Origin of the sequence: Paenibacillus sp. 276b, assembly GCF_900107875.1 — a bacterium.
In the GTDB taxonomy this organism is placed as follows: Bacteria; Bacillota; Bacilli; order Paenibacillales; family Paenibacillaceae; genus Paenibacillus; species Paenibacillus marchantiae.
This window is the reverse complement of the sequence record NZ_FNRR01000008.1, coordinates 90,974-115,449: the sequence shown is the minus strand read 5'-3', so window position 1 is coordinate 115,449 and position 24,476 is coordinate 90,974. Positions and strand designations below refer to the sequence as shown.

22 protein-coding genes and 2 pseudogenes are annotated in these 24,476 nt (G+C 39.2%); 18 read left to right on the top strand and 6 right to left on the bottom strand.

Annotated elements, in window-relative coordinates; translation table 11 throughout:
* Positions 1–223: 223 nt before the first annotated feature.
* From BLV50_RS27490 to BLV50_RS27480, 3 genes are all read left to right on the top strand, one after another.
* A complete protein-coding gene (locus BLV50_RS27490; protein WP_090811022.1) occupies positions 224–1,009 on the top strand; it encodes a hypothetical protein in 786 nt (261 codons plus the stop codon).
* A gap of 186 nt (positions 1,010–1,195) precedes the next feature.
* The gene (locus BLV50_RS27485) at positions 1,196–2,062 is read left to right on the top strand and encodes an endonuclease I family protein (RefSeq protein WP_175381772.1); all 867 of its coding nucleotides are present in this window, start codon (positions 1,196–1,198) and stop codon (positions 2,060–2,062) included.
* 355 nt (positions 2,063–2,417) lie between these two features.
* Positions 2,418–3,218, top strand: coding sequence for a TIGR02391 family protein (locus BLV50_RS27480; protein WP_090811018.1), 801 nt, complete (start codon positions 2,418–2,420; stop codon positions 3,216–3,218).
* Between the two features lie 292 nt (positions 3,219–3,510).
* On the opposite strand, the gene BLV50_RS27475 is transcribed toward BLV50_RS27480, so the two are convergent.
* Both BLV50_RS27475 and BLV50_RS27470 read right to left on the bottom strand, forming a co-directional pair.
* Entirely contained in the window at positions 3,511–3,828 is a 318-nt protein-coding gene (locus BLV50_RS27475; protein WP_090811016.1) for a protease inhibitor I42 family protein, read from the bottom strand.
* Between the two features lie 12 nt (positions 3,829–3,840).
* Complete coding sequence (locus BLV50_RS27470; RefSeq protein WP_090811014.1) at positions 3,841–4,686, bottom strand: C1 family peptidase; 846 nt, start codon at positions 4,684–4,686, stop codon at positions 3,841–3,843.
* A gap of 211 nt (positions 4,687–4,897) precedes the next feature.
* On the opposite strand from BLV50_RS27470, the gene BLV50_RS27465 reads away from it, so the two are divergent.
* The 6 genes from BLV50_RS27465 (at position 4,898) to BLV50_RS27445 (ending at position 9,022) form a co-directional block, all read left to right on the top strand.
* A complete protein-coding gene (locus BLV50_RS27465; protein ID WP_246318039.1) occupies positions 4,898–6,136 on the top strand; it encodes a DNA polymerase IV in 1,239 nt (412 codons plus the stop codon).
* A complete protein-coding gene (locus BLV50_RS32570; protein WP_143038160.1) occupies positions 6,133–6,306 on the top strand; it encodes a YolD-like family protein in 174 nt (57 codons plus the stop codon). The genes BLV50_RS27465 and BLV50_RS32570 overlap by 4 nt, the downstream gene beginning before the upstream one ends.
* Positions 6,307–6,481: 175 nt before the next feature.
* On the top strand, positions 6,482–6,847 hold the full coding sequence (locus BLV50_RS27460; protein ID WP_090811010.1) for a YhjD family protein: 366 nt from the start codon (positions 6,482–6,484) through the stop codon (positions 6,845–6,847).
* A 116-nt stretch (positions 6,848–6,963) separates the two neighbouring features.
* Positions 6,964–7,821: an ATP-dependent DNA ligase gene (locus BLV50_RS27455; protein WP_090811008.1), complete on the top strand. Its 858-nt coding sequence runs from the start codon at positions 6,964–6,966 to the stop codon at positions 7,819–7,821.
* Positions 7,822–7,857: 36 nt separating this feature from the next.
* Positions 7,858–8,529, top strand: a complete 672-nt coding sequence (locus BLV50_RS27450; RefSeq protein WP_090811006.1) for an SOS response-associated peptidase — start codon at positions 7,858–7,860, stop codon at positions 8,527–8,529.
* Positions 8,530–8,671: 142 nt separating this feature from the next.
* Positions 8,672–9,022, top strand: a complete 351-nt coding sequence (locus BLV50_RS27445) for a hypothetical protein (RefSeq protein WP_090811004.1) — start codon at positions 8,672–8,674, stop codon at positions 9,020–9,022.
* A gap of 26 nt (positions 9,023–9,048) precedes the next feature.
* On the opposite strand, the gene BLV50_RS27440 is transcribed toward BLV50_RS27445, so the two are convergent.
* Positions 9,049–9,258 carry a hypothetical protein gene (locus BLV50_RS27440; RefSeq protein ID WP_090811002.1) on the bottom strand — a complete coding sequence of 70 codons (210 nt, stop codon included), beginning with the start codon at positions 9,256–9,258 and terminating at the stop codon, positions 9,049–9,051.
* A 242-nt stretch (positions 9,259–9,500) separates the two neighbouring features.
* Between BLV50_RS27440 and BLV50_RS27435 the strand changes: the two genes are divergently transcribed.
* Positions 9,501–9,968 (top strand): hypothetical protein, encoded by a 468-nt coding sequence (locus BLV50_RS27435; protein ID WP_079696873.1) that lies wholly within the window; start codon positions 9,501–9,503, stop codon positions 9,966–9,968.
* 60 nt (positions 9,969–10,028) lie between these two features.
* On the opposite strand, the gene BLV50_RS27430 is transcribed toward BLV50_RS27435, so the two are convergent.
* Positions 10,029–10,733: a phosphodiester glycosidase family protein gene (locus BLV50_RS27430; RefSeq protein ID WP_177031277.1), complete on the bottom strand. Its 705-nt coding sequence runs from the start codon at positions 10,731–10,733 to the stop codon at positions 10,029–10,031.
* Positions 10,734–10,973: 240 nt separating this feature from the next.
* Between BLV50_RS27430 and BLV50_RS27425 the strand changes: the two genes are divergently transcribed.
* From BLV50_RS27425 to BLV50_RS32950, 8 genes and pseudogenes are all read left to right on the top strand, one after another.
* Complete coding sequence (locus tag BLV50_RS27425; protein WP_090810996.1) at positions 10,974–12,176, top strand: MBL fold metallo-hydrolase; 1,203 nt, start codon at positions 10,974–10,976, stop codon at positions 12,174–12,176.
* A 159-nt stretch (positions 12,177–12,335) separates the two neighbouring features.
* On the top strand, positions 12,336–12,593 hold the full coding sequence (locus BLV50_RS27420) for a hypothetical protein (protein ID WP_090810994.1): 258 nt from the start codon (positions 12,336–12,338) through the stop codon (positions 12,591–12,593).
* Between the two features lie 114 nt (positions 12,594–12,707).
* A complete protein-coding gene (locus tag BLV50_RS27415) occupies positions 12,708–13,994 on the top strand; it encodes a competence protein CoiA family protein (protein ID WP_090810992.1) in 1,287 nt (428 codons plus the stop codon).
* A gap of 314 nt (positions 13,995–14,308) precedes the next feature.
* Positions 14,309–18,103, top strand: a complete 3,795-nt coding sequence (locus BLV50_RS27410) for a DUF4073 domain-containing protein (RefSeq protein ID WP_090810990.1) — start codon at positions 14,309–14,311, stop codon at positions 18,101–18,103.
* A gap of 271 nt (positions 18,104–18,374) precedes the next feature.
* A pseudogene (locus tag BLV50_RS27405) lies at positions 18,375–19,182 on the top strand (Rpn family recombination-promoting nuclease/putative transposase).
* 390 nt (positions 19,183–19,572) lie between these two features.
* Positions 19,573–20,271: pseudogene (locus BLV50_RS27395) on the top strand (restriction endonuclease).
* A 192-nt stretch (positions 20,272–20,463) separates the two neighbouring features.
* Positions 20,464–20,667 (top strand): hypothetical protein, encoded by a 204-nt coding sequence (locus BLV50_RS27390; RefSeq protein WP_090810984.1) that lies wholly within the window; start codon positions 20,464–20,466, stop codon positions 20,665–20,667.
* Positions 20,668–21,787: 1,120 nt separating this feature from the next.
* Positions 21,788–21,946, top strand: a complete 159-nt coding sequence (locus BLV50_RS32950) for a hypothetical protein (RefSeq protein ID WP_177031275.1) — start codon at positions 21,788–21,790, stop codon at positions 21,944–21,946.
* Positions 21,947–22,190: 244 nt separating this feature from the next.
* Here the strand turns inward: BLV50_RS32950 and BLV50_RS27385 are convergent, their stop codons facing one another.
* Both BLV50_RS27385 and BLV50_RS27380 read right to left on the bottom strand, forming a co-directional pair.
* On the bottom strand, positions 22,191–23,348 hold the full coding sequence (locus tag BLV50_RS27385) for a hypothetical protein (RefSeq protein ID WP_090810982.1): 1,158 nt from the start codon (positions 23,346–23,348) through the stop codon (positions 22,191–22,193).
* 351 nt (positions 23,349–23,699) lie between these two features.
* Positions 23,700–24,251, bottom strand: a complete 552-nt coding sequence (locus BLV50_RS27380; RefSeq protein WP_090810980.1) for a zinc-ribbon domain-containing protein — start codon at positions 24,249–24,251, stop codon at positions 23,700–23,702.
* Positions 24,252–24,476: the final 225 nt, after the last annotated feature.

The following is a 24,476-nucleotide window of genomic DNA, read 5'->3' as shown; positions in this document are numbered from 1 at the left end:
CGAGGGCAGAAGCAATTTGAGGGTTGCACCGGATCAACATCCAGTGATGGAAAAATGGATTAATACTAATCCCAGGTACCATGATCTTATTGAATTAGATAGCACAGTACATATCTAGATACTTAGAATGCGATGTGTATAAAGATTTACTCCAACTTATGACGATAAAAAGTATTAGTGGGGATATATTCGAAATTAGTATTTATACAGAAGGAGTGAGGTAATGAGTGTTTTTAATCGTGTTCTTAAGAACTATGAAGCAAACAAAAGAAAGAAGAGAATTCGGCTTTATGTGAATCAAATCTTGAATGAATTCTCTTTAGTTGGTGCTGTAAAAGTAGAGTTTAACGCCGACATGACTATTCGAAATGGGAGGTATGATCGTTTCAAGAGTTTAGTGATAGTTGGAATTCAGGAAACCCTGGACACGAGTGAACCAATAACAGATCAAGATTGGCTAGCCTTTAAAAATACATTCCATCATGAACTGACTCATGCGAAGAATTATATAGCTTTAGATGATGCTACTAAGGAAAAAATCAACAACGAATTATTTACCCTTAAGCATTTTGCTTTTAAGTTAATTGATGAATATAGTGCATATTCATCTGCCGACGGAAAATACAGACAAACCGGGATAGGTAGTTCAGAAGAGATAATCCAAAGAGCGTTAAAGCCGCTGTGGTCCAATGATTATTTTGTGGAACAGACTACCTCACAAAACGGTTACAATGATGTAAAGAGATATGAGCATTTCGTTGATCTGTGTACTGCAGTTCTTGTTCACAGTATTCGTAACGATAAGTTTCCCTCAATTAAAGAGACATACGCCGGTTACAATGAGATGTGTAAATCCCTTGTAAGCATTTTGGAAGAATATAGTGCTCAACTTCCGCTTAACCACGAGGAATATGAGGAGGCAAGTTTGAGAATATGGGAAGCTTTGCTTATAATGGTTCCGAAAAATAGGGTTACTCTATTCAAGAGAAATGTAGGAATAATTTTCTGACTGCTGAAGTTCTAACACTTACTAAACTGAAATGAAATGTATAATTTTTATAATTTTGTGGTTGAAAAAAAATAAGTAACATCAACACATAGGATACTCTCCCAGTACTAACCAAACTGTAATTGAATACCCCCAAAAGTTCATGGAAAGATTATAGGTCATAAAACCATGATGGGAGCAATACAGTTGATCAAGAAAATTTATGTTTTAATTTTAATGATGGTACTTTTAATTACGGGGTGTAACTCAAATACTAATCAGCACAATGCCACCGAACCTAAAATGAAGACTGTTCCAGAACAATCTAATGTAAGGAATTTAGACCAGAGCAGAGGTAATATTAGGGTGTTAAACACGGAGGTAGACAATTATTATAAAGAAGCGGTAGGAAAGACCGGTGCGGAGTTGAAGCAAATTCTACACGAGATAATCAGCAAACAAGATGTGATCGATTATCGAGGCCAGCAAATGTGGGATGCATTAGGCGATACCGATCAGGACCCAAATGACCCAAGTAAAGTCATGCTTTTATATGCTGGCCGTTCTGTATCGAAATCAAACCATGGAAGCCAATGGAACAAAGAACATGTTTGGGCTCAGTACCATGGTGAATTCGGCCGTACGAGAGGTATTGGATCTGATTTGCATAATCTTAAGCCTGAAGATCCTGACGTGAATAGAGATAGAGGACATAGGAACTTTGATGAATCGGCTGACGACTATAATGGGAATCGCGCACCTGACACTAAATGGGATGCAGATTCTTGGGAACCGAGAGATGAAGTTAAAGGCGATATTGCCCGGATAATCTTATACATGGATACCAGGTATGAAGATACCGATAGAATGGATTTGAAAGTGGTTGACTCAAGCCCGATGGATAATAGTGAACCTCAGCATGGTAAACTTTCAACATTATTAAAATGGCATGAGGAAGACCCAGTGGATGATTTCGAAAGAAGAAGGAATAATGTGATTTTCGAAAAATATCAACACAACCGGAATCCTTTTATTGACCACCCTGAATGGGTAGCTGAAGTATATAATAAGTAATAAGCATAGTTTAATCTTAAGAGATGTGTATCGACAGGGTATGAATAGCTCACTCCATTTATCTTACGTGGTCCACGCAATACGTAAAGAAGACTGTTTGTTAGCAGCTCTTCTTTACGTTTTTTTGGTCATTTTAAAGGTCATTGGCCCCCTATGACTACACATATTTACCAGGCACTGATCATCGTACCCTTCTTCTAGCCAGAGTGTTTGGTCATGTCGTAATACTTTCGCCCTTTCGATAAACCAACAATAGTGTCAAACTAAAAATAGCGAAAAAATATTAATTATCATACATAATTTAGAGATCCACGCACACAAGTTCATTACTATGAGAAACGAGGGACGTTACATTATGAAAGATAAGAAAAGAAAGATGTTCAACGAAGGGCAACTAGAATCCTTATGTAAAATTATTGCCGATACTAATACTGGATTGACCGGCTCACAGATTGAGCAGTGTTTAAGAGATTCAAAAATAAAAGATGTTGACCCAAATATTACAAAGTGGAGACGTCTGTATAATGCTCTAATTACCGAGCAAAACGAGAGTGGAATGGGTAACTGTGTCCTAACATTTATATCAAAAGCTTTAAATCCTGCACGATTTGTAGGTGAATTGAAGTTTTATCGAGGTATAATCGAAAAGATTAATACGGTTCTTTTGTTCCAAGGACTTGAATTTAAAGAAGATGGATGTTTTCATACGGTAAAAGCTGCCAAGACTCTCTCTGAAGCTGAATCGCGCGCGTCAAATTTAAAAGAGACAATTGCTAGTAGGAATCTCCATAGCCATCTTTTGAAATTTTGCAAAGCAGAGCTGCTTGAGGACAATTATTTTCATGCCGTCCTAGAGGCAACAAAGAGCATTGCATCTATGATTAGAGCAAAAACTGGTTTGACTAGTGATGGAGCAACGCTGGTGGAGGCAGCTTTTTCAGGAAGTTCTCCTATGTTGAAAATTAATCCTTTTGAAACGGAATCTGAAAAAAGCGAGCAAAAGGGATTTGTGAATCTAACCAAGGGGTTGTTTGGTACATTCAGGAATACAACTGCTCATGCTGCACGATATGAATGGAACTTGCCTGAAGAAGATGCTGTCGACCTTTTTACATTAGCCTCTTATGTACTTAGACGTATTGAGAAGAGTAGCTAAGAAACATATTTCGATACGCAACGATGTGCTTGCTTCCCATACTTGTGCCGGTGACCTTAATGTCATTAAACATTCTACTGCATCACTGAGCCAAAATGAGAATAGAAACCTTCCATTTAACATTGTAGTAGAACGTATCCAAAGAAAAGTTTATAGAAATATACTTGAATAATGCCGAGCAGTCATTAATTACAACAAAAATAAGCTGAAGAGCGAAGAGACGGCGATTGATTCCTACATGCGTAGAGAAACAATCGCCGTTTATTTATGCAGTACTATATTATTTAAGTTTCTAAGTTACTTCGAACGTAATTTTAAACCACTTTTTTTCAGCGTTCACGTCCCAGGGCTGTGTGTAGACCAAAGCAATTCTACCCGAACCGTGGCCTGTGGCTGAAAACAGCCAGGAGCGAGTATTTGAACTGCCAATTAGTTTGGAGTTGCCACCCAGGGATCTAGAGTTGTCCAGAGATAAAGTTTCTATGTCCGGCAGTTCTTCTTCTAGCCATTTGTAACCGGTTGAGATGTTGGAGCGTAAGTCAATACGCATTTGTTCTCCTGTTTTTAAACTAATGTGGGCACCGGTGTTTTCATCGGTAAGAATGATCATAGTGTCTCCTGACTAATGGTACGTAATTCCTAATTTATCTGTACGGGGGACGACATAATCTTCATCAAAACGATCAAGAATATTTTCTTTAGCTTTAATAATCGCTTCCGGATTATCAATCAGATCGGTAGAACTCCAAGCCTCAGTACAATATCTTTTCATGTACTCATAAGGCAAGTATCCGTATCCACGTTCTCCCCATCCATCTCCCCATGAATTCTTGAACTTGAAACGTTTGGTGGTATTGTCATATCCAACGATACAGATAGCATGACCACCATTTGAAATTAAGTCTTCCGGTGGCATACCGATAACTCCAGTACGATCAGTTTGCTCGTTAAACCAAGACTCTTCAAAAACAACCACACCTGCAATAAACGGGCCGTTAATGACAAGACTGCGCTTCATTGAGGAGATGGAATTTAGGCTAGCGAACGCTTTTATTCGATACTTAGCGGCATTCTCATCCGCTCCTATTTGCGGAGTACCTAGTTCACAAGCGATGTAAGGCCAATAGGACTCTTCGCAGCATCCTTGATCATATAATACTTTCACTGCAACGCGGGGGTAAGTTCCTTCTTCATCTGGAATTCCATCAAGCTCTTTACACTTTTGATATAGATAACGGGGGGAGAGCTCAATTGTGTGTTCATGCTCTTTCTTCTCTTGGTACTCTTTGACTCCGACCACCGCCGCAAATGCAACACAGGTACCTTCATTACCTTGAGGGCGTATTGGTGACATATCATTGGTATAGTCTACTTGTTCAGCAATATTAAAAGTGGGTAGAAATGCTTCCATAGAAATGTCTCTCTTATCGAGTGGACTTGGGATATAACCAGTAAAATATGGTTTCATAATTATGTTAGCTCCTTTTTTAGCAATTCTTTAACCGGAGGTTAGTCTGCACAAAATAATTTTTTATATGTAAGGGTTCAATGGTGTTAAATACATAAGATTGGAGTCCTTCTGGTATTATAAATATTTACCTCTTGCATAAAGAACGTGTGTTCGTTATATAATAAGAGCAAACAAGTGTTCTTATTTTTTTGTGCGGGAGTGAAAAATGATGGCTAAGCAAAGAACAATCATGTTAATTGATATGCAGAGCTTTTATGCATCCGTTGAGAAGGCAAAGATGCCTGAATATCGGGATAAGCCTCTAGCAGTAGCGGGAGATCCTGCAAGACGATCTGGTATCATATTGGCAGCTTGTCCTTTGGCAAAAGCTAAGGGTGTGTCGACTGCTGAACCACTTTGGCAATCCCTTCAGAAGTGTCCCGAGTTAATTATTGTTAGACCACATATGCAGGAATACATTGAAGTTTCGACTCAAATTATGAGTATTATGGAGGAGTTTTCAGACCAAGTAGAGCCATATAGTATTGACGAGATGTTTATTGACGTGACAGGCTCACTTCATCTGTTTGCGAATGATCCAGTGGACTTGGCAAAACAGATTCAAGACAAAATCTTTAATGCTACCGGCGTCTATGCCAGGGCTGGCATTGGGGAGAACAAAATAATTAGTAAGCTTTGCTGTGATATGATCGCAAAAAAGGTGGAAGGAGGCGTATTCCATTTAAAAAAAGATGAGCTGCATAAACATATTGGCCAAAAACCTATCCGAGATATGTGGGGGATCGGTTCAAGGATGGAAAAGCATCTGTGGAAGATGGGTATCCGAACCATTAAAGACTTGGCGAATACGCCTCTTTCCAAATTAAGAAGCAAATGGGGTGTTAATGGAGAAGTCATCTGGAGAGTTGCCAATGGACTCGACAATTCGCCGGTAACCGTCAACACACACAGTACACAAAAGGATATTGGAAACGGAATGACCCTGCCCAGAGATTTTACAGAAGCATGGGAGATTGAAGTGGTTATTCTCGATATCTGTACAGAAGTGTGCAGAAGAGCCCGTAAAAAGGGGCTGATGGGTAGTGTCATTTCTGTAAGTGTATCGGGAGCAGATTTTGATCACCCCACTGGTTTTCACAGGCAGGTTAAACTGTCTGATCCTACAAACATAACCGTTGATGTGTGCAAGTTTTCCAAACGCATATTCCATCAACATTGGGATGGGCAACCTGTGCGCCGTGTAGGCGTATCCCTGTCTCAATTATCCAACGCGGATACATATCAACTCTCTTTCTTTGATGATCAAGAGCAGAAACGAGCCATTGATCAGGTGATGGACGACATTAAGGATCGATTTGGCGACATCTCCATTCTGCGAGCGAGCTCCATTACGGCTGCGGGTCAAGCGATCGATAGAGCATCTAAAATTGGGGGGCATTACAAATGAGCAAAAAACTGGAGGCCAATGGATTATGGGAATCGAGCCGCATGATGCTTCCACAACATAAAGAACGAATTATACAGCATCGTACTCAAATTCATGTTCAAGCGAAACCACTGATTCATGAAGATGAGTGGGAAATCATTGCTCAGAATCTACGGATGTCGTTGAATTAAACTTTAGTAGCAAGCATAGAACTATTCCATGAGAGGGGTAACAAATACGTTAAGGGAATTGTTACTTCCGTAAAGGATTTTGGAAAGAAGTTCAAAGTGGAGACGGATACTGGGTTTGAAACTTTAGACTATGACCAAATGGTTTCGGTGAAACTTGAAGAAGGTGATATGGATTATGAGGGAGACTGCTGAAGAACTTGCTCTGGTAAAAAAACATACTATATATCCTTTCTTGATGAGCACCGTAGAAAATGACAAGAAAAAGATAGCAGGCTCTAACGTTAAAATGAAGTCTGTATATCTTCAATACTTAGATAACCTGCAGGCTAAGATCTCATTAGATATGTACCAATGTAAGAAGAACTTAAAGGACAACAAGATAATAATCATCGAACAAACTAAATCAGATCTTGGATTAATTGTGAAGTACTCGAATAAGGAGTACAAACACAAGATGGACCTGCACTGGAGTAAAGTTAAAGTTGATGTCACACTGCTCCTCACTGATTATATGAAGGTAGATATCACAGAACTAATATAAAACGGTGTGGGATTTATCAATGCTTCGCGAGTAGGTGTTTATTTATAATCTAAGCTCCAAGAATTACCGCCTCAAACCTTTATGCCAAAGGGCTATAATGGGGATGAGGTGTTTTTATGTTTATTAGCCCTATGTTATTAGAGACAGCACCCGAGCCATTCAGCCACTCGGATTATATTTTTGAACCTAAGGTTGATGGACATCGGTTGTTATATTCGCAACAATCCGGATCAGTCCGGTTATATACAAGACACCACAACGATTGCACCAGTCAGTATCCTGAGTTGATATTGCCCTTTGAATCTGACATCATCCTGGACGGCGAGGTCGCTTGCACAGATCCAGCAACAGGTCTGAACGACTTTGAGGGTGTAATGAGTCGATTCAGCACCAAACAGACTAGCAAGATACAACTTCTCACCAAAACTTTGCCTGCAACTTTCGCCATATTTGATATTCTTCAGTACAAAGGTCGGGACCTTCGCAAGCTGTCCCTTATGGATCGTAAAGCGATTCTACACAGCCTTAAATTACCCTCAAGTAGTTTTGGACTGGTACCGTATATAGAAAGCTCAGGAGAGGCACTTTACAACCAGATTGAGGTAATGGGAATGGAGGGGACGGTAGGAAAGTTGAAGGACAGCCAGTATGTCAGCAGACGGTCCAAAGCTTGGTTGAAGATCATAAACTGGTCCTTCGCTGATGTGTATATTATTGGATACAAAAAATCTGAGTTTGGGTGGCTTGCTGCTGCACCAGATCCAACTGGCAGAATGCGTCCGGTAGGGATTATTGAGCACGGACCCAGTACAAAACATAAGCAAGCATTCCGAGGAGTTTGTTCACAGCTTATCAGAGGTGAAGATAAGAATAACGTTTACCTGGAGCCCCGAATACGAGCTAGGGTTAGAATGCGCAATTGGACCAAATCCGGATTACTACGTATACCGGTGTTTGAGCAATTTATTGTGTGATTATATATTGTAAGGACAATACAGGAGGTGCTTTGTATGTGTGGTAGATTTACGATCACTGACCCCTTAGATGCAATCATGGATAGGTATCATGCTTCTATAGTTGATGGATTTGAATACCGCCCCAACTATAACGCAGCACCGATGCAGTACATCCCGACAATTATCGGCAGCAAAGATGGTAATCGATTGGGTTCGCTACGATGGGGACTGGTCCCCGTTTGGGCCAAGGATGACAAGATCGGTAACAAGATGATCAATGCTCGTGCAGAGACGTTAACCGAAAAGACTTCCTTCAAGCGCCTAATCAGTTCTAAGCGCTGTATCATCCCCACGAACGGATTTTATGAGTGGCGCAAAGAAGGATCGGCAAAGCTACCAATGCGCATTCTGATGAAGGACAATAGCATCTTTTCTTTGGCTGGGCTGTACGATACCTGGACAGATCCAGACGGCAACAAACTGAGTACGTGCACCATCATTACAACCGAACCAAATAGCCTTATGGAAGACATTCATAATCGAATGCCTGTTATTCTGCGCCCCGAGGATGAGGAGGAATGGCTAGGAAGAGATAATGACGATGTTCAGTCTTTACTTGGCCTTTTGAAGCCATATCAAGCTTCTGAGATGCGAGCATATGAGGTTCCTAAAGAAGTGGGTAATGTGCGGAACAATAATGAAGGCTTGATTAAGAATCTAAATTAGTATTTGGAGAGCGATACCTTAAAGGTATCGCTCTTTTCAGTTACTAAGCTTTTAGAAACATATGGAAGATTGTTTTTTCATCTGATAGACTCAATTGAGTCTATAGATTTTATATAATACATACAGAGTTTAGGGGGAGAAGATGGACAATTTAAGTGATGTGTTTATGTCCGGAGTAGCTATAATAATGCTTCTGGTAATGTTTTGTTTTGCATTTATGTGCTTTTATATGATGATAGTGAATATTATTGATAAATTTAAGCCAGCTAGTAAATTAATGAGTTGTGAATCATGCGAGAGAACAATATCAACAAATGCTTATGTATGCCCGCACTGCGGTCAACATTATGGTAATTCTAGTGCTTTTAGTTCTATTACTGTTTGCTTTTTTTGTGGATGTGTATTTTTATTTATTGGATTAGCAGGGGTAAGCTTAATTCTTGAAGAGTATGGTTATGATTTGTTAAATTTAATAAAAAAACTATTTAATTGAATTAATAGGAGCCAGGTAATCGGCTCCTATTTTTGTGCTCTAAATTCAAATGTATCACGAAAGTATCTTTTGCCCGCGACTTTAATAGAAACCCCACTAAATGCCTCCACCGTACCGCCATAATCAATGATGTGTTCCCGATCATCCTGGACATGCCAAACCGTTACCTGATCCTGCCTAATTGCAGCTACAAAAAAATCTATGTCTCCCTTCAGCACTCTATATGTATGTTTCATGTTATTCACCTCACAATTAATTTCTGTGAGAGTCTAATAATTTCCTTCTTTGTCTGTCTTGAAAGAGTAATTAGTATGTTATATAGATCTAACATGAAACAGAGTCTGTGTTTCTCCAAGCCTAACTTTTAGGATTGGTACATGTGTTCTATAATTGGTAGTCTAAAGAGATTGAAATGTAACTTTCTGGATTTATTTGCGTCTATTGTAATGAAGGTGAATTTAGATAGGGGGATTTTGGGATGAATTTAAAAAAAGCATTATTGGCTAGCAGCCTTGTGTTGAGTGTACTCTTAATGGCTGGTTGTGGATCTGACGAGGCGCAGGCACCCGATCCTGTTCAATCAACTGAGCAAGTGCCCGCTCAAACAGAAGAAAAGGATCAAGTCAAAGAGGAACAAAGTATATACATTGATGAAGCTGGTTATGAGGGTGACGAGCTGGAGATGATTAAAGTAGTAAATCTATCAACAAAGTATAGAAATGAAGGGAACGAAGAGGAATTCCTGAAGCTCTTTAATCCGAACCATATGAAGACCTTAACGCCTATGAAAGTCGAAAGTATTCAACTTGAATCAATTAACTTCATGTCTGAAAATATTGGAAGTGTGGAAACCACAATAAAATACGATACAAAACAAGAGCCTGGAATAGCTCTATTTGTATTCGAGAAGAAGGATGGAAAATGGATTATCTCTGGAACAGACTAGGAACAGCGTAAAGAAGAAGCAGTCCCTCATAGGGGGACTGCTTCTTTGTGTCGTCGAACCTTAAACCCAATCAGTTGCTTCTACGGCGACCATAGTGTAAACGGGGCGTTGTTCATTACCCGGATCGTAAGACACTGGTGAAGGGTTGCCATTACGGACAACGGCATATTTCATTTGGGAAGAACTTCCACCGTCCAGCATAATAGCCAAGTTACAACCACGGTTAATCATGAACTGACGTACTTCATATGCATTCTCTGATTGGAACACAGCTAACCAGATTTTTGATCCATCCCAACCAATTGCAGTACGTGGACGGTTGATGCTAGGGCTGAAGCGATAAGCATTTTGAGTATTGGCTTTAGCGTCAGTACATGCATTCGCGTCGCCTGTACCATTAATAGCAGTATAGAATGCAGCAGAGTTAGCATATGAAACATTCGGGAATAGACTGTAGCCACCAATGGCCCATTTGATGTTGCTCAAGCTCGTTTCAGTGTATGCTCCGACAACACCTGTACTGATGGCATTCCCGCCATTGTAACAATACATGGTACCTCGTTTAGTCGCAGTACCACATGGTCCTTGATTGAGATGTCCATTAGTGTGCACTCTTGCGCCATTTTGCATAGCGATACCAGTCAACTGTCCATTTGTAAGGTTGAAGAAGGTTCCGTTGACACCGAATTTCGGTTGGTTAACAACAGCTGTAGCCCCGATATTACGAAGCACAATGGCGCCTAAATCGGCTTTAATAGCGTGCACTAATTTCCCGTTGTGTGAATATTGAATATGTTGAGCTACTGTCATATAAAAAACCTCCATATATTTTTTAGGAAATCGAATTTTGCGGCCGCTTGTTCGTCCTTCATATATAAAGGTAATTCTTGAGTCGTTTTTACAACCAATATACAAAAATACTTTTGATTAAATAAGAAGAAGGAGCTATGAGGAGAGGTGACGAATAATTAGGATGGAATTTTACTCTCAGGAGGTTGATGCACGGTGCCTAAGTTTATTGCATTTAAATTTAAGAACAATGGAGAATCTTTTTATATTGAAACGATAGTAAACAAGCGCAAGAAGACTGTTCTCGTTGATGGAGGTGAAGGTGGAGCAATATCTAATCATTTTATGAATGCGGTAAGACGTGACAGAGTGAATGTGGTTGTTTGTACACATCAGGATAAGGATCATGCCACGGGAATACATGCATTTTTAAGTGAATATAAATGTGACGAAGTCTGGCTTCCGGCTGAGTGGGGTTATTTGTATGGATATTTCTTTAATAAAAGCGCGCCTGATATTACTAAAACCTTTAATAGTTTAATCTCTCTGATACGTGAATTTGAGAGTGGGGAACAAGAGAGCGTATTCACCATAAAAGATTTTGAAGCTTATATCTTCCGCAAATTAAGGCTTATGAACGAATTAATTCACTCATTTGACGAATATGATCTTACAGAATTTTCAAATCAAGATTCATTAATTAGTAGGGAAACCTCTATGATACTTCAATTGTCTCAATTAAGCTTCACGAACCTGTCTAAGGGTGCAGCGGGCTGGATAAGCGAAACCATTGGTCATTATAAAAGCATAGTTAGAATTGCACACATAGCATTAGAAAACGACATTCCAATCCGGTGGTTCCAATACCAAAGAGACGTCCCTCTAAAAATACATAAAAATGATCCACTGATTGCGTTAAATTCTAAAGAGATTCTTAGATTGAGAAGATATCCAAGCCCTAATCAATTTTTCTTGCAATTGGCTTCCCAAGCTAGACAAACAGTAATGAATGAACGATCTCTAGTTTTCAGTACCAACTGGAAAGAAAATAAAAAAATACCCCCAATTCTTTTCAATGCCGATTCAAATTTAGACGGTGAAGAAGTAAATAAAGCGAAGTTTAAGAGAGGTATGATAATCACAGTTCCACATCACGGCTCTAAAAATAATATAGATGCATTTAATAGGATAAAAGAGAAGATTGAATCTCATCGAATCAATAGAACTAAATGGGTTAAGAGTTATCACAACAATGTAGCTTTGGATAGTTGGTACTTAGAGCATCTTTTGGCGATTAAAAGGGGAACCAAGAGATATTGTACCAGATGCGAAAACGAGCATATAGAGTTCAAATTGGTTAAACGAGAGTGGAAACGAATTAAGACTAAGAAAAGAAGAGACGGATGTATATGCGTTTAATCAAGAGACTCTGAGATACCTCCATGTTTAAAATACCGCACATGCCAGGGGTGATGAAGGTTTAGCAAGGGTGTGCGGAGAGGTTATAGATGTGGATACGGATACTATGAACCTCCATAAAAGCTCCACCCACCATAATTACTGTAAAGGGAGATTTCCATGTTAGAATTTGAACTAGTTTGGCAAAAGATCCTTGAATTAGAAGGAGAAGAGTTTTGGCAATTAAGAGGAAAGGGATTCAAGTACAAAGTTTCTGGAAACTCATTAATTCTCAGTACAACAAACTATAGCATTCCAAAGAGTCAGGCTGAAGCTGCTTGGAGAAAGATGCCGCTTAAAGGGCCTGGACAGATTAATGATTTGGTTGCTCCTTCATATCTATTTGCATTGCTTTCGGATACCCGGGTTACTAATTAATCTATTGTATTTATTTTAATTGATAGAAGCTTAGAACCTCCACAAACTCGAGAGCATTCCTAATCCTCTAGTAAAGCACAAGTCTTAAAACACGTTCGAAAGGAGTAGGTTGATTTGCAAGTTGCCAATTACGAGAATAATATCATTTCACTCTATGATGAGCTCGATAAGTACCCTCGGAGAGATTTGGCCATCACAGAGATAAGGAAAAAAGGGAGAAAATATGCTTATAAATGCCCCTTCTGCGATGAATATCTGATTCTGCGTGCCGGGCATATGTATGAACCTCATTTTGCACATAAACAAGGAAAGTCATGTACGGTTGCCCGTTCATATGAACAATACGAACAGCAAGGGAAAAAGGAATCAGCTCAACATTCGGTAATACGGGACGTCATTTACGATGATCTGAGAACGCAGGAGAAGTACAAACCGGATCTGAAGGTAGAGCATGGATATAAAGCTAAAGCTGAAGGTAGCTGGAAGGTTGTCCCCGACATCGTTGTGAAGAAAGGGAGTGCTGAGTTTGGTATATCTATCCTGACAAATGTATATCAGAAGGGGGATGACTCACTCGTAAAGATTATTAGAAAAAGGAATCAATACTTCACTGAAAGAGGCCTTAATAATATCTGGTTTATTGAGGATCAAAAGCAGAGTTTAGATCTATCGCATAGAGTATTTTTCCTTTGGGAATCGGAGACTCTTCTTAGTGCGAAAACAGCTTGGGATTTAAAATGGGATGAACTGTTGAATAAGCTAACAGTTAATGATACATACTCGATTTCGGAAGTATTTAACTACAACGAGAAAGAGATTCTCAATAATGATGTCCGTAGCCTGTACTATGTCCATTCCTCGTCTGAGGGGATTTCATTTTCTGTGCATAGAGTTATACTAGATGAACTTGAGTCCCCATACAGAGCATTTGCTGTAACTACAGGTTATAAGATGCAACTGACAGATGCATTGGTAATTCAGGATTATCTTCAATTGTCTAATGATGATTATGAAAATCGGCAAATGAGCATTTTTAAATCAGATTTCGCTGAAGGCATAAATCGCCTTATGCAAAACGCTGAAGGTCAGCTAGAGAACATTAAATTGAAAGATAATACGAAGCAAGCTGAACAAAATGGGAAACAGAAAGATACTCCAAAGGATCTTCCGGTGATTTATTGGGATGATGGGACAGTTACATATCTAGTTGATAGGCTCAAAAGTAAATATATCTCGGAGGAGGACGCAGCCTTACTAGCTCAATATCTAAGGCATAACAGGGAGTTAGTTATATTTAAGGGCTGGGATCTTCGCGATATTCAAAAATTAGCTGTTGAAGCAATGGGTAAAATATCAGATTCAACGATTAGGACACACCTTGGTGAGATTGTGGACTTATAGTTTGTAAAGCATGACGTATATATAGTAAACATAATGTCAGTGACCGTTAATCTAGAAACAGATTGACGGTTTTTTGTAACTTAATCGGATAGAAGATTAATCAAAGGGGAAGCACGTCTAAGGATTTAAGTACTCTCATGTGGGTGTTTAATCCATCCAACCGTCGAAATCCTACAGTTTCAAAAAAAGACAAAATTCTATAATCAAAGTGATAAATATGGAAATTTTATATTGTTATAAACTAAGTTACATATTATGATTAATAGGTCTAAAGTTTCAAAGATAGGGAATAAGACTCATAAACAGGAGGAACTATGGCTATTTCAAAAAAACTAGGAGCCACCGCTATTGCAACCTTAGCGCTTACGTTAGGTACGGCAATGCATTCAAATGTCTCATATGCTTCAGAATCATCGTTTAAAGATTTGGAACAGGCTTCACCGTGGGCGCAGGTACTTATTCAAGAAGCTCACCAAAAACTGCTTGTGAATGGGGATCAGGAAGGCTACTTCCATCCATTACAGCAAGTCACTCGTCAAGAAGCTGCAGTAGCTCTTGCGAAGATTATGGGTCTTGAATTGAGTGAAACTGTATCATCTTCATATTCAGATGTTGCAAGTGATTCATGGAGTGTTAGTGCAATAGAAGCCGTAAAAAAGGTTGGCTGGATGCAAGGGAGCCAAGGGACGTTCCGTCCTAAAGATGTTATTACGCGCGAAGAGTTAGCCACGATTATAAGCCGGGCTACGCAGGTAGACGCTAGCGAAGGTCTATCAGCTCTCAAAGATAACCAAAAGATATCGGGTTGGGCTAAAGATTCCGTATCTTCCATGATTTCATCGGGAATCATGACAGGCAGCAATGGGAGTTTCCATCCTCAAACGCCAGTTATTCGACAAGAACTAGCTGCTATCTTGTTAAGAGTGGACGAGAAGGCAAACAATACGAATCTTCAAACGATTGAGAAAATAGAAAATGGTAGTATCACGATCGGGAACACATCATACCGTGTCGCAGCTCCGCTAAAATCCTTCTTCTCAGAGAATAATGTCGCTGCATTAACAAAGGCGGGCATTCGTGTTGAAACAGCAGATGGGGAAATTACAAAGATTTTAGCACTTGAACTTGTAGCACCAGGACAAGCTGCTGCCGCAGGTAAGGAAGAGTTTTCAGGAAATGCAGTACTAGATGCAGGTAAAGTGGTTGTAGAGGGTAATGTAAAAGTTGCTGCTGACTACATAACAATTAAGAACATCATCATTAAGGGTGATTTCGAAATAGGTAAAGAACTAAATAACGATTTCTACGCAGAAAATATGACAGTTCAAGGCACAACTTATGTTAAGGGTGGAGACAACAATACAGTCGTTTTTGATCAATCGTCACTTCAGGGCATGAACATCTCGAAAGAGGAAGTTCGCGTAGAAGCAATCAACAAAACGGTTGTTCAGAATGTGAACATTGAGTCGAAGCTTTCTGGTTTATGGGGTGATCCTTCTATCACTTATGAACGTGTAACGATAGGAGAAGGTGTCCAAAATGCTTCATTGTATGCACACGTTCGTAATTTAGAAATCAATACGGGCAATGAAGAAACATCTATCTCAGGTAATGGCCAACTTGAATCGGTAACGATTAATGGATCTGGAAAGGTCGCTTTACAAGGAACTGGAACGATAGGTTCCGTAAACATTAAAGATACGACAAGTCAGGTTTCTTTCCCGTCTAATGTAGTCATTCAACGTATTGTGCTACCGGCTGGAGTTTCTCCGGAACAAGTGATTTTGAACTTTGACAGAGTGAAGACACAGATTGCTACAATAAATGGATCATCGAATCCGAGCTACATTGCTCCAAGCGGGGGAGGAAGTACAGCTCCTTCTAATGGTGGTAACGCTGGAAGCAGCGGAGGTGGTAGCATAAACCCTGCAAATCCTGGTACTGGTACTATACCGACTACCCCAATACCAAACCCTTCGAGCAAGAATCCATTCACTATGAAGAGTTACAAAAATCGTATGGAAACTACTGTTGATGGGACATTAAAATCATCTAAGTCAGGAACGGTTTACCTTATGGCAGTACGTATGGAAGATAACGTTAATCCAACAAAAGAGCAAATTAAGAATGGGGTTCTTCCAGGTAACATATCTTCTTCACATGCCACAGTTTCAATTACTGCAGATCAACAATTAACTTATAAGTTAGAAGCACTAGAAGGATCAAAAGCATATGGAATATGGGCAGTATTTAAGAATGCTGACACTGGTGAGGAAACACAACCTATCTATTTAGTGACTGTTAGTACTTATCGAACAAATGATTGGACAGTTCTACCGTATGACACGACAAACTTAAGTCAAATTAGCATTCAGTTCAATGGTGTGCTCACACCTCCAGCTACGATGACGACAGATCCTGCAGCCATCTTTAAAGATGGCCACCTTCGTAACTATGGCTATGGCTTCATTGAAATTGATAGACTCGAATGGGACTTAACGATACCTGATATGGCAATTATGACGATACACTTTGATCCAGTAAATTTGGGTGATGGTACATCGTATCGACTTGATTGGACAATGGTGAAAAATGCGTTAAGCATCAAATACACAAGTCCTTCAGGTAATCCAACTTCGGTTTCTTATGGAGCTTCTGCGAGTTACTCTGGCCCAGAAGTTGTTAATCTTATTACCAAGCAACTACTTATAGAAACCGGCAATACCGTTGATTCTACTAAAGGTGAAGCGGTCATGCATATCCTTGGAGCGTATCCGTCTCCGCTAAAACAAGAGCTGGGATTAATCGAGTTTAACGGCTTACAATATCAGAAGGCATTGGCACTACAAGCAGGACAGTATACGACTTTTAATGATGTTCAACAAATTATAAGTACAGTAAATCAAGAGTTTCCAGCACCGTCTAACACGGAAGCAGGTGCAATCCGAGATTTCAACAATTCACAAAATGCTGCACAAATTGAATACTACCTGAAGAGATTTGCAGAAGTGCTAACTATTGATGGGGATCTTTACAACGCTCTTCATCAAGTCGCTAGAACAGAGATTGCTCAGACTGTTTTAAATAATCGGAATTTACTGCCTGAATCTAAGTTTACAAGTATTGAAGAAATTCGATCTGCGTATGAGCTGGCATATAACCAATCCTCAACGGTTCCGATTTCCGTTTCGTTTGTCGATACGGATACAACGGCAGGAAGCATTGGAGGAGATATTGTTTGGGTACCTGGCGCAGAGAACAGTTCTGTAGCTGGTTTTAAACTATATTGGGGGAACGGGGGACAACCGTTATCTCTTATAACTACAGTTGATAAAAATGATGGAAATCGGTATACCTTGCCGCAAGGTACAGAAATCCCTACAGGTGCCACTCAGTTGCTTGTACGAGCTTTGCTACAGAATGGATCTGAAACAGCAACTATTGGTACAACGATTAAAGATACGTTGCCTGTAGCCCCTGCAGCACCATCTGTGACGAATGACGATGCAAAGAATATCTTGATTGGTGCAGATGCGTCTATGGAGTTTACCATCGATAACGGGGTAACTTGGATTTCTTATGATGAAGGCAACCCTCCAGTCTTTCCTGGAAGAGTCTTTGTGGATGTTCGGGTCAAAGCTGATCCAGTTAATCAGGTACCACCTGGGAAGACAAAGTTTGTCAGCTTTGTAGATAATGTATTCATGTATATCGGTATAAACGATGCAGGCAATACATTTGATACAGCGAATATATCATCTGCCATGGAGTATTCATCGGACGATGGAGAAACGTGGACTACGTATGATGAACAAAATCCACCGCAATTCCCAGGAGATCTGACGATCCTTCTTCGGGAAAAGGCGAGTGAAATTCTTCCTGCAGCACCAGCCAGAAGCTATACGTTCACATCAGAAGTTCATGTTCGTACAGCAAACAGTTCGCTTTCTACGTCATTGCCGACTCTTGAATATTCGCTCAATGGTGGAGACTGGATTGCATTGAATGTGGATCAAGTCGTTTATATGCAAACTGATGATGTGGTCCAAGTGCGGGAAGCAGCTCGTGGTTCATTCCCAGCGGGAGCACCAACAGAGTATCAATACTAAATAGAATTCATCAAGCATGGAGCATAGCTGATATAATTGAAAACAACCCCAATCGTAATTAGTCGATTGGGGTTGTTTTTTCTAAACACACACGTTAATGATGAACAAAAAGAAAAGGCTATAGCGACCGCAAATGATTCCTTGAATACCATTAGTGAATATATATAAACCTTATGATTACCAGGCATAAAGAGGTTGCCTGTATTCAATTTTGCGTTGATAGCTTAGATTTTTGGTATAATGAAAGTGTATAGAGAATGGAGTTGATGTTATGGAATTGCTTGATCCTAGAGTGGATTTTGTCTTTAAACGTATCTTTGGCAGTGAGAATAATAAAGACGTATTACTGGCATTTCTAAATCGAGTTATTACTGAAGTGGGGGATGCACCACTTACAGAGATCATCCTGATGAATCCTTACACCGATAAGGATGATCCGCTAGATAAGCAATCCATTTTTGATGTTTACGCTAAAACTTCAGAAGGAAAATTAATTGATATTGAAATGCAGCTATTTAATAAGTACGATATTGAAAAAAGAACATTGTTTTATTGGAGTAAACGCTATTCCAGTCAACTCCATGAGGGAGAGAAGTACCAGGAGTTGAAAAAGTGGGTCACAATTAATATTCTGAACTATGCATTTTTAGCAAATAATAATTACCATAGTACATTTCATCTTAGAGAAGACAGGACAGGTTTAACCCTAATTGATGATATCGAGATTCATTTTCTGGAATTACCTAAGTGACGTTATTCCTTCACAAGGTGGTCTTGAGAACTGGTTGTTGTTTCTGAAGGGTGTGGATACTACACATTGGGAGGTGCTGAAGATGAACGAACCAGGATTAGAGAAGGCCATGGATACCTTACAATTTTTAAGCCAAGATTCCGAAGCGCGTCGCTTGTATGAAGTACGTCAGAAATATCTGCATGATGAAGCATCGATGCTAGAAGGAGCTCGAAAAGCGGGTATCACAGAAGTAGCCAAAAATATGTTGGATTTGAATTTTGATATATCAATGATTGCTAAGGCAACTGGGCTGACTGAACAGGAAATTAATCAATTGAAGAAATAAGCCCTTGTTTTGTAAGTCGCTTAATTAGCGGCTTTTTGTTTTGTGAAGTAGAGACACGAGTTTGTAGGTAAACAAAATACATATACTCTGATTTCATATTAGTACTGTTATTTGTTCTTCTTTCTGAGGAGATGTATTTCTGTGAACTAAATCATGTAGAAATATGGAGAGGGACAAAGAAATAGTTGGATATCGTTTAGACGTGTACATTCAACTAAGCTTTAAAGTTATTCGTAATCTCGCTTCATTGATAAAGGTAACGGGCTGGATAGTTTAATACGAAAACTAGCTAGTATAAATTTGTAAAATTATTTTTATTGGAGGTTACAATGAAAGAATATAAAGAAAATATATAAGTACTAGAAGTCAATCTAGCTAAGCTAATATGTTATGGAGTGGACAACTGTGAGTATTCATACAATGGGCGGTTATGAATTTGAGAGATTAATTACGCAATTATTAAAGAATATGGATTTTTCAGTAGAAATGACGAAGCTTTCAGAAGATGGTGGGGTTGATATTATTGCATACTCAAACGCAACTATATTTTAAGGGAAATATCTTGTTCAGTGCAAGCGTTGGGACAGTACTGTAGGTGAACCTGCAGTGCGAGATCTGTACGGTGTTGTCTTAAGTGAAAACGCAAATAAAGGTATTATCATTACAAATTCCTCATTTTCAAAGAAAGCTATTGAATTCGCTGATGGTAAGAACCTTGAATTGATAGATGGCAGCACCTTAACGGAATTACTGGAACAATATAAGATGGATGCAACAAATGAAACTACAAGAGACTACAGAAAGTCATTCTACGAGATGGGTAGCTTTGAGAGTGATAAGTATCTTTATCTAAAATCGAGGATAGAAAGCAATAGAAACGAGAAGCAAAACTATGAATCACTTCGTAAGTTTTTAATAATAAATACTCGAAGTCGTTTGGACTTGAAAAGTCCTATCTGGAACTTTATTATTTCTTACCTTTTGCACCAGGACAAAAGGCATTATTCAATAACTATTATCGAACCAACTTCCACGATAACAGTACGATGCCTGACTTTAATCCTGATCAAATTTTTGATAAAATACTAGATGAACTCCTAGATTGCTTTACTCCAGAAGAAGTTGAGAATTTTGAAAATTACTGTCTCAGTACGATATCGATATATGAGAAACACCCAAAAGTGACGATTGAATTAATTAAAAAAAAGATTAAAGGAACGGATTGACTGGGGGGAGAACAATTATCAGGGTTACATAATTAAATCTGGAGGGAGCAGCTCAATGAGTAGAAATTTTCTAAAAATAAACCGCACTGATTATATGATGGTTAGTGAACCCAATGAAACAGATCAAGTTATGATTGATGACGGGTATACAAAAGTTAACGATGCTCAGTTCGATGAAGCGTTCAACTTATATGCAAAAGTAATGAACGGTGAACTGAAATACAATGAAGTGCCTGAAAAGCTAGAGTTACTGTCATAGCAACAGCAATTTGATTGATCTCCCTTAAATAACTTACAAAGTAAATGCTTCAAACAAGTAGTCGCAACCTTGGCGAAGGGGGCTGACTGCTTTTTATTATGTAATTTTTACGGAACAACACTCACCGTCTGCCTTGCATATCCACGTACTTAATCACTAACCTCTACTCAACAAGTATATTTCATTCAGCATAACTTGATCACTTCCCTGGATGTATTTTTCTATTTGCTCACATTTATAGTGCTTATTGATAGTATTGACCTATAGAAAGGAACCTAGACATAATAACCCCGATCAAATAGCCGTGCTCTCGTCACTTTGCCTCAATCTTCTGACCAGGGACGCACCTAGCTGCTCATGGATAGCTTTGTCTATCTACGTGGGTTGTGAGCTGCGCTGGTGCAGCTATCGGCTCCTTGAATCTCGAGCGGCATAGAGAGAGCAGTAGAGTGTCGGTAACTCAGCCTCAGCTAGTACTGTCTCCTTGAGGAAAACTATAGAGATGAGTTGAAAATTGCTATGACATACCACCGGGCGTAAAAACCCTAATTTATCGTATGCATTTTATTAGAAATTGATTGCAGAAAAACTTTTGATGAGAGAAAGGTAGAGAGGGGTTAAACATGATGATAATTATAAAACATGCTGCTAGTCAGTATGATACATTATCAGAAAAATGATAGTGACCAACCAAAATAAGAGAGACAGAATTTTTTACGAATCACATCATAAAAACTGATACTGACAGGAATGGTGAATTGTTTAGTTCGTTTGTTATCTCTTTAAAACTAGAGCAGAGAAAAATGTTAGTCACAATCGTAAGATGGGAGCGATATTCTATTAATGAATGAACAGAAAATCATTATTTAAAGTAATGAAGGGAGGGTGGACAAGCTAAAAATCAAATTGGATATTATGGGTATCGTCTAATTTAAGATTAGATGGAGGAAATAGAAGGATTAAAACGAAAGGAGTGGGTAAACGTTCATCAATTATCAATATTGTGTTATATCAACTTCAAATATTCTACTAGGTTCTTTTATTTTTTAGAGGTTCACACGTTATACTCAGTATTAGGAAGGTCGCACCCCTCTGAATTGGTTGAGAGGAGGTGATCATTATGTCTGAAATGATTCTTGTAGCTATTATTGGGCTTTTGGCAACTTGCATCAAGTTTGCCGGTACTTGTGTTAAGTTTGCGTGTGTTTATCTAGAGATCAAAAATCAGGACAAGCTAAATCGGTTGAAATCTTCTAAGAAAAAGAAGAACAAACGTTAAGCACAGTGACAGCTGTGCTAACATTTGTTCTTCAGATTGGTATCATTCTTTTTTGACACACATCATGTAGAGTGTTGCGACTTACCATACCACGGTTTGACAGAACCGTGGGTTTTCTTTGTGACTATAGTCAACAGTATAACATACTAAAAAATGCAATCAAAACATTTGTATGTGAACAAGGATGAATTACCTGCGCTGGAAGGGACGATTCCACCAAATGTGTAGATGGTTCTACGGTGGGTTATGAGTTATCGATTCGTGTGAGCTGAATATGTCCATCTTCGTTTCGCACATAATCACCAACCAGCTTCGGCTGCGTTTTAATAAGAATAGGTGAGAAGGAGTCTGAAACGAACCGAAACACAGTACCTTTCCAGAGCTTCATTTCGTTTATCTCGTCTGATGTAAAAGACGTTTTTTGCTGCATACATATAAAATAAGCATATACAAAAAGATCGGCAAACAGTAGAGGTTCTAGCTGGTTCTTTGAAGTACAAAGCTGTTCAAGCAGATTCATCATAATTATGATGGTATTCCTCAAGATTAATGGTGTCAGCATTAAGGTTGATACATCATTATCATCCGTTAAATAGCCAAGAGGTAGTTCGAATATTGCATCGAAATGTTCTGGACTGCTCTGAACAAGTTCCCATGACTGATAAGGGATATCCTTATACTCCTTAACGCCAAATTTCCTCTTATCACGATCCATTTTATCATCCAAACATTTTTTTAAGGGGAAGAGTGCTTCTCGTTTGGAGAGGAGAGCAGGCATTTCTATGTTATCGAATCGCCGGACACCCGCCGACAGCCATTGTGCCATAAAGGCAGGATCGTCCCATATTTTTTCAGGCAGTTCAATTGGAGGTTCAACCCAGAAGCGATGATGCAGAAGATATTGCCACGTTTCTTCTTTCTTAAAAGGGCTCAACCGCCAAAACATATCATCCATACCTAGGTACTCAATTCCAATAAGCGGCTGCTGTTTCATATCTCCCTGAGGGAACAACGACTGCATAAGAGTGTTTTGATATTCTTCGCTTCGCAATTTCTCTAATCGTTTTTGGACATGGGGGTACAGGCCCTCCGTACGTGTCATAAAGATCATACATTTAACCTGTGGGTGCTGTTTGACCATATTTTCGAAATCTTTTTGCATTTTGGTTGCCACACTATTCCCTTTTCCCTCTGTGTCGCGGTGCAGAGCATAGTAAGCTCCACGAATGTCTGTTGTCATAATTCCGTCATTAGCGAGGTCTCCTGGACTAGCGAGTGTTGCACGGTATTGGACATAAAAGAGTCTTTCGTAACGATGGCAAAAGTCTTGGAATTCATCTTCGTTGTAGTTAAGAATGTGCTCTTTAAATGTTCTGTACTCAATCGGTTGTTGTTTTTTCACTTGAGTTCCCCTCCTTATACGATTGGCGTTGGCGTAAGCGGCGTCCCTTTACATTAAGATATATTGCTTTTATATCATAAGGGTGAGAACTAATGAAACGAGTATCGAGTTCGCCCATAAAAACAAAGTTGTATACTGGCTTCAGGCGTTAAGCTATCGGGAGACACTAGCAATAAAGAAAAGATTAATTCTCTCCTTAGAAGCAAACTAGATTAAATAGCTTCTGAAAGGGGGATTTTGTTTAAACAGGTTGGTAAGAAATAGAGAGGGTTTTACTGCAATTTGGTAATCATTGGTGGACAGTTCTTATAAGCTGGTTTAAAAGACTCACTCATATTGATGTAACAAGAACTAACTTTCAGATGACAGTGAGTCAGCATTTTTAGACGCATAATCTTTCAATACCTCATAAAGTCTTCTAATTGATAGATCCCCCAAGTTTCTCACTCGGCACAATTCCTCATAGTTCAATTCTAGAATCTCATCGACTGTGTCAAGCCTAGCTCGTAAAAGGCAGTTATATATCCGTGCTTCAACCTTCTTATTAATTAAGTCATCAAGACTTCCTTCCATAGGAGTAGTTACTTTGAAAATTTCTTTAAGACTCATCTCCGGATGGTATTCCAGATCCTTGAACGTTCCCTCAAGTTCGTGTCTTAGTTTAATCCGTTCAGCCATTTCTTTCTTCCAACGAGCGCTTTTGCATGCTGCACATCCAATGTCACGTACTCTGATCCGGACGGGGTTGAATTCAACATGTCCATATTGACAGACCCACCATGCCCGTCTATGCGAAGCAGCATGGACATCATCTGGTGTTAACTTCTTATTTCTTTCAGAATCCCATTCTGCTGCGATGAGGCTATGAGATATCGTGAGGGGGATGATTGTGTGTTCTGACAAGAAGTATCACTCCTACTACCATTTCAGTATGTGTCTAGTGATAATGATACTGTATGACAAATGCAGATGATAGGGAAGTTTCTAAATTTATGATCTCTATACAGATGCTTTAATTACTGAAGGAGAGATTGTGTTGGATGCGCATGGAAATGCCGATATATAATGTAGATACCCTGTTAGTCTTGGTATTAGCTGCTATGATATTCAGATACGATTGATAGTGCA

Coding starts and splice junctions, on each gene's coding strand:
- BLV50_RS27390 (WP_090810984.1), top strand. CDS start 20,464: ATGAGTAGAAATTTTCTAAAAATAAACCGCACTGATTATATGATGGTT.
- BLV50_RS27435 (WP_079696873.1), top strand. CDS start 9,501: ATGAATTTAAAAAAAGCATTATTGGCTAGCAGCCTTGTGTTGAGTGTA.
- BLV50_RS27490 (WP_090811022.1), top strand. CDS start 224: ATGAGTGTTTTTAATCGTGTTCTTAAGAACTATGAAGCAAACAAAAGA.
- BLV50_RS27475 (WP_090811016.1), bottom strand. CDS start 3,828: ATGATCATTCTTACCGATGAAAACACCGGTGCCCACATTAGTTTAAAA.
- BLV50_RS27470 (WP_090811014.1), bottom strand. CDS start 4,686: ATGAAACCATATTTTACTGGTTATATCCCAAGTCCACTCGATAAGAGA.
- BLV50_RS32950 (WP_177031275.1), top strand. CDS start 21,788: ATGTCTGAAATGATTCTTGTAGCTATTATTGGGCTTTTGGCAACTTGC.
- BLV50_RS27460 (WP_090811010.1), top strand. CDS start 6,482: ATGAGGGAGACTGCTGAAGAACTTGCTCTGGTAAAAAAACATACTATA.
- BLV50_RS27480 (WP_090811018.1), top strand. CDS start 2,418: ATGAAAGATAAGAAAAGAAAGATGTTCAACGAAGGGCAACTAGAATCC.
- BLV50_RS27420 (WP_090810994.1), top strand. CDS start 12,336: ATGTTAGAATTTGAACTAGTTTGGCAAAAGATCCTTGAATTAGAAGGA.
- BLV50_RS27410 (WP_090810990.1), top strand. CDS start 14,309: ATGGCTATTTCAAAAAAACTAGGAGCCACCGCTATTGCAACCTTAGCG.
- BLV50_RS27455 (WP_090811008.1), top strand. CDS start 6,964: ATGTTTATTAGCCCTATGTTATTAGAGACAGCACCCGAGCCATTCAGC.
- BLV50_RS32570 (WP_143038160.1), top strand. CDS start 6,133: ATGAGCAAAAAACTGGAGGCCAATGGATTATGGGAATCGAGCCGCATG.
- BLV50_RS27450 (WP_090811006.1), top strand. CDS start 7,858: ATGTGTGGTAGATTTACGATCACTGACCCCTTAGATGCAATCATGGAT.
- BLV50_RS27465 (WP_246318039.1), top strand. CDS start 4,898: ATGGCTAAGCAAAGAACAATCATGTTAATTGATATGCAGAGCTTTTAT.
- BLV50_RS27440 (WP_090811002.1), bottom strand. CDS start 9,258: ATGAAACATACATATAGAGTGCTGAAGGGAGACATAGATTTTTTTGTA.
- BLV50_RS27445 (WP_090811004.1), top strand. CDS start 8,672: ATGGACAATTTAAGTGATGTGTTTATGTCCGGAGTAGCTATAATAATG.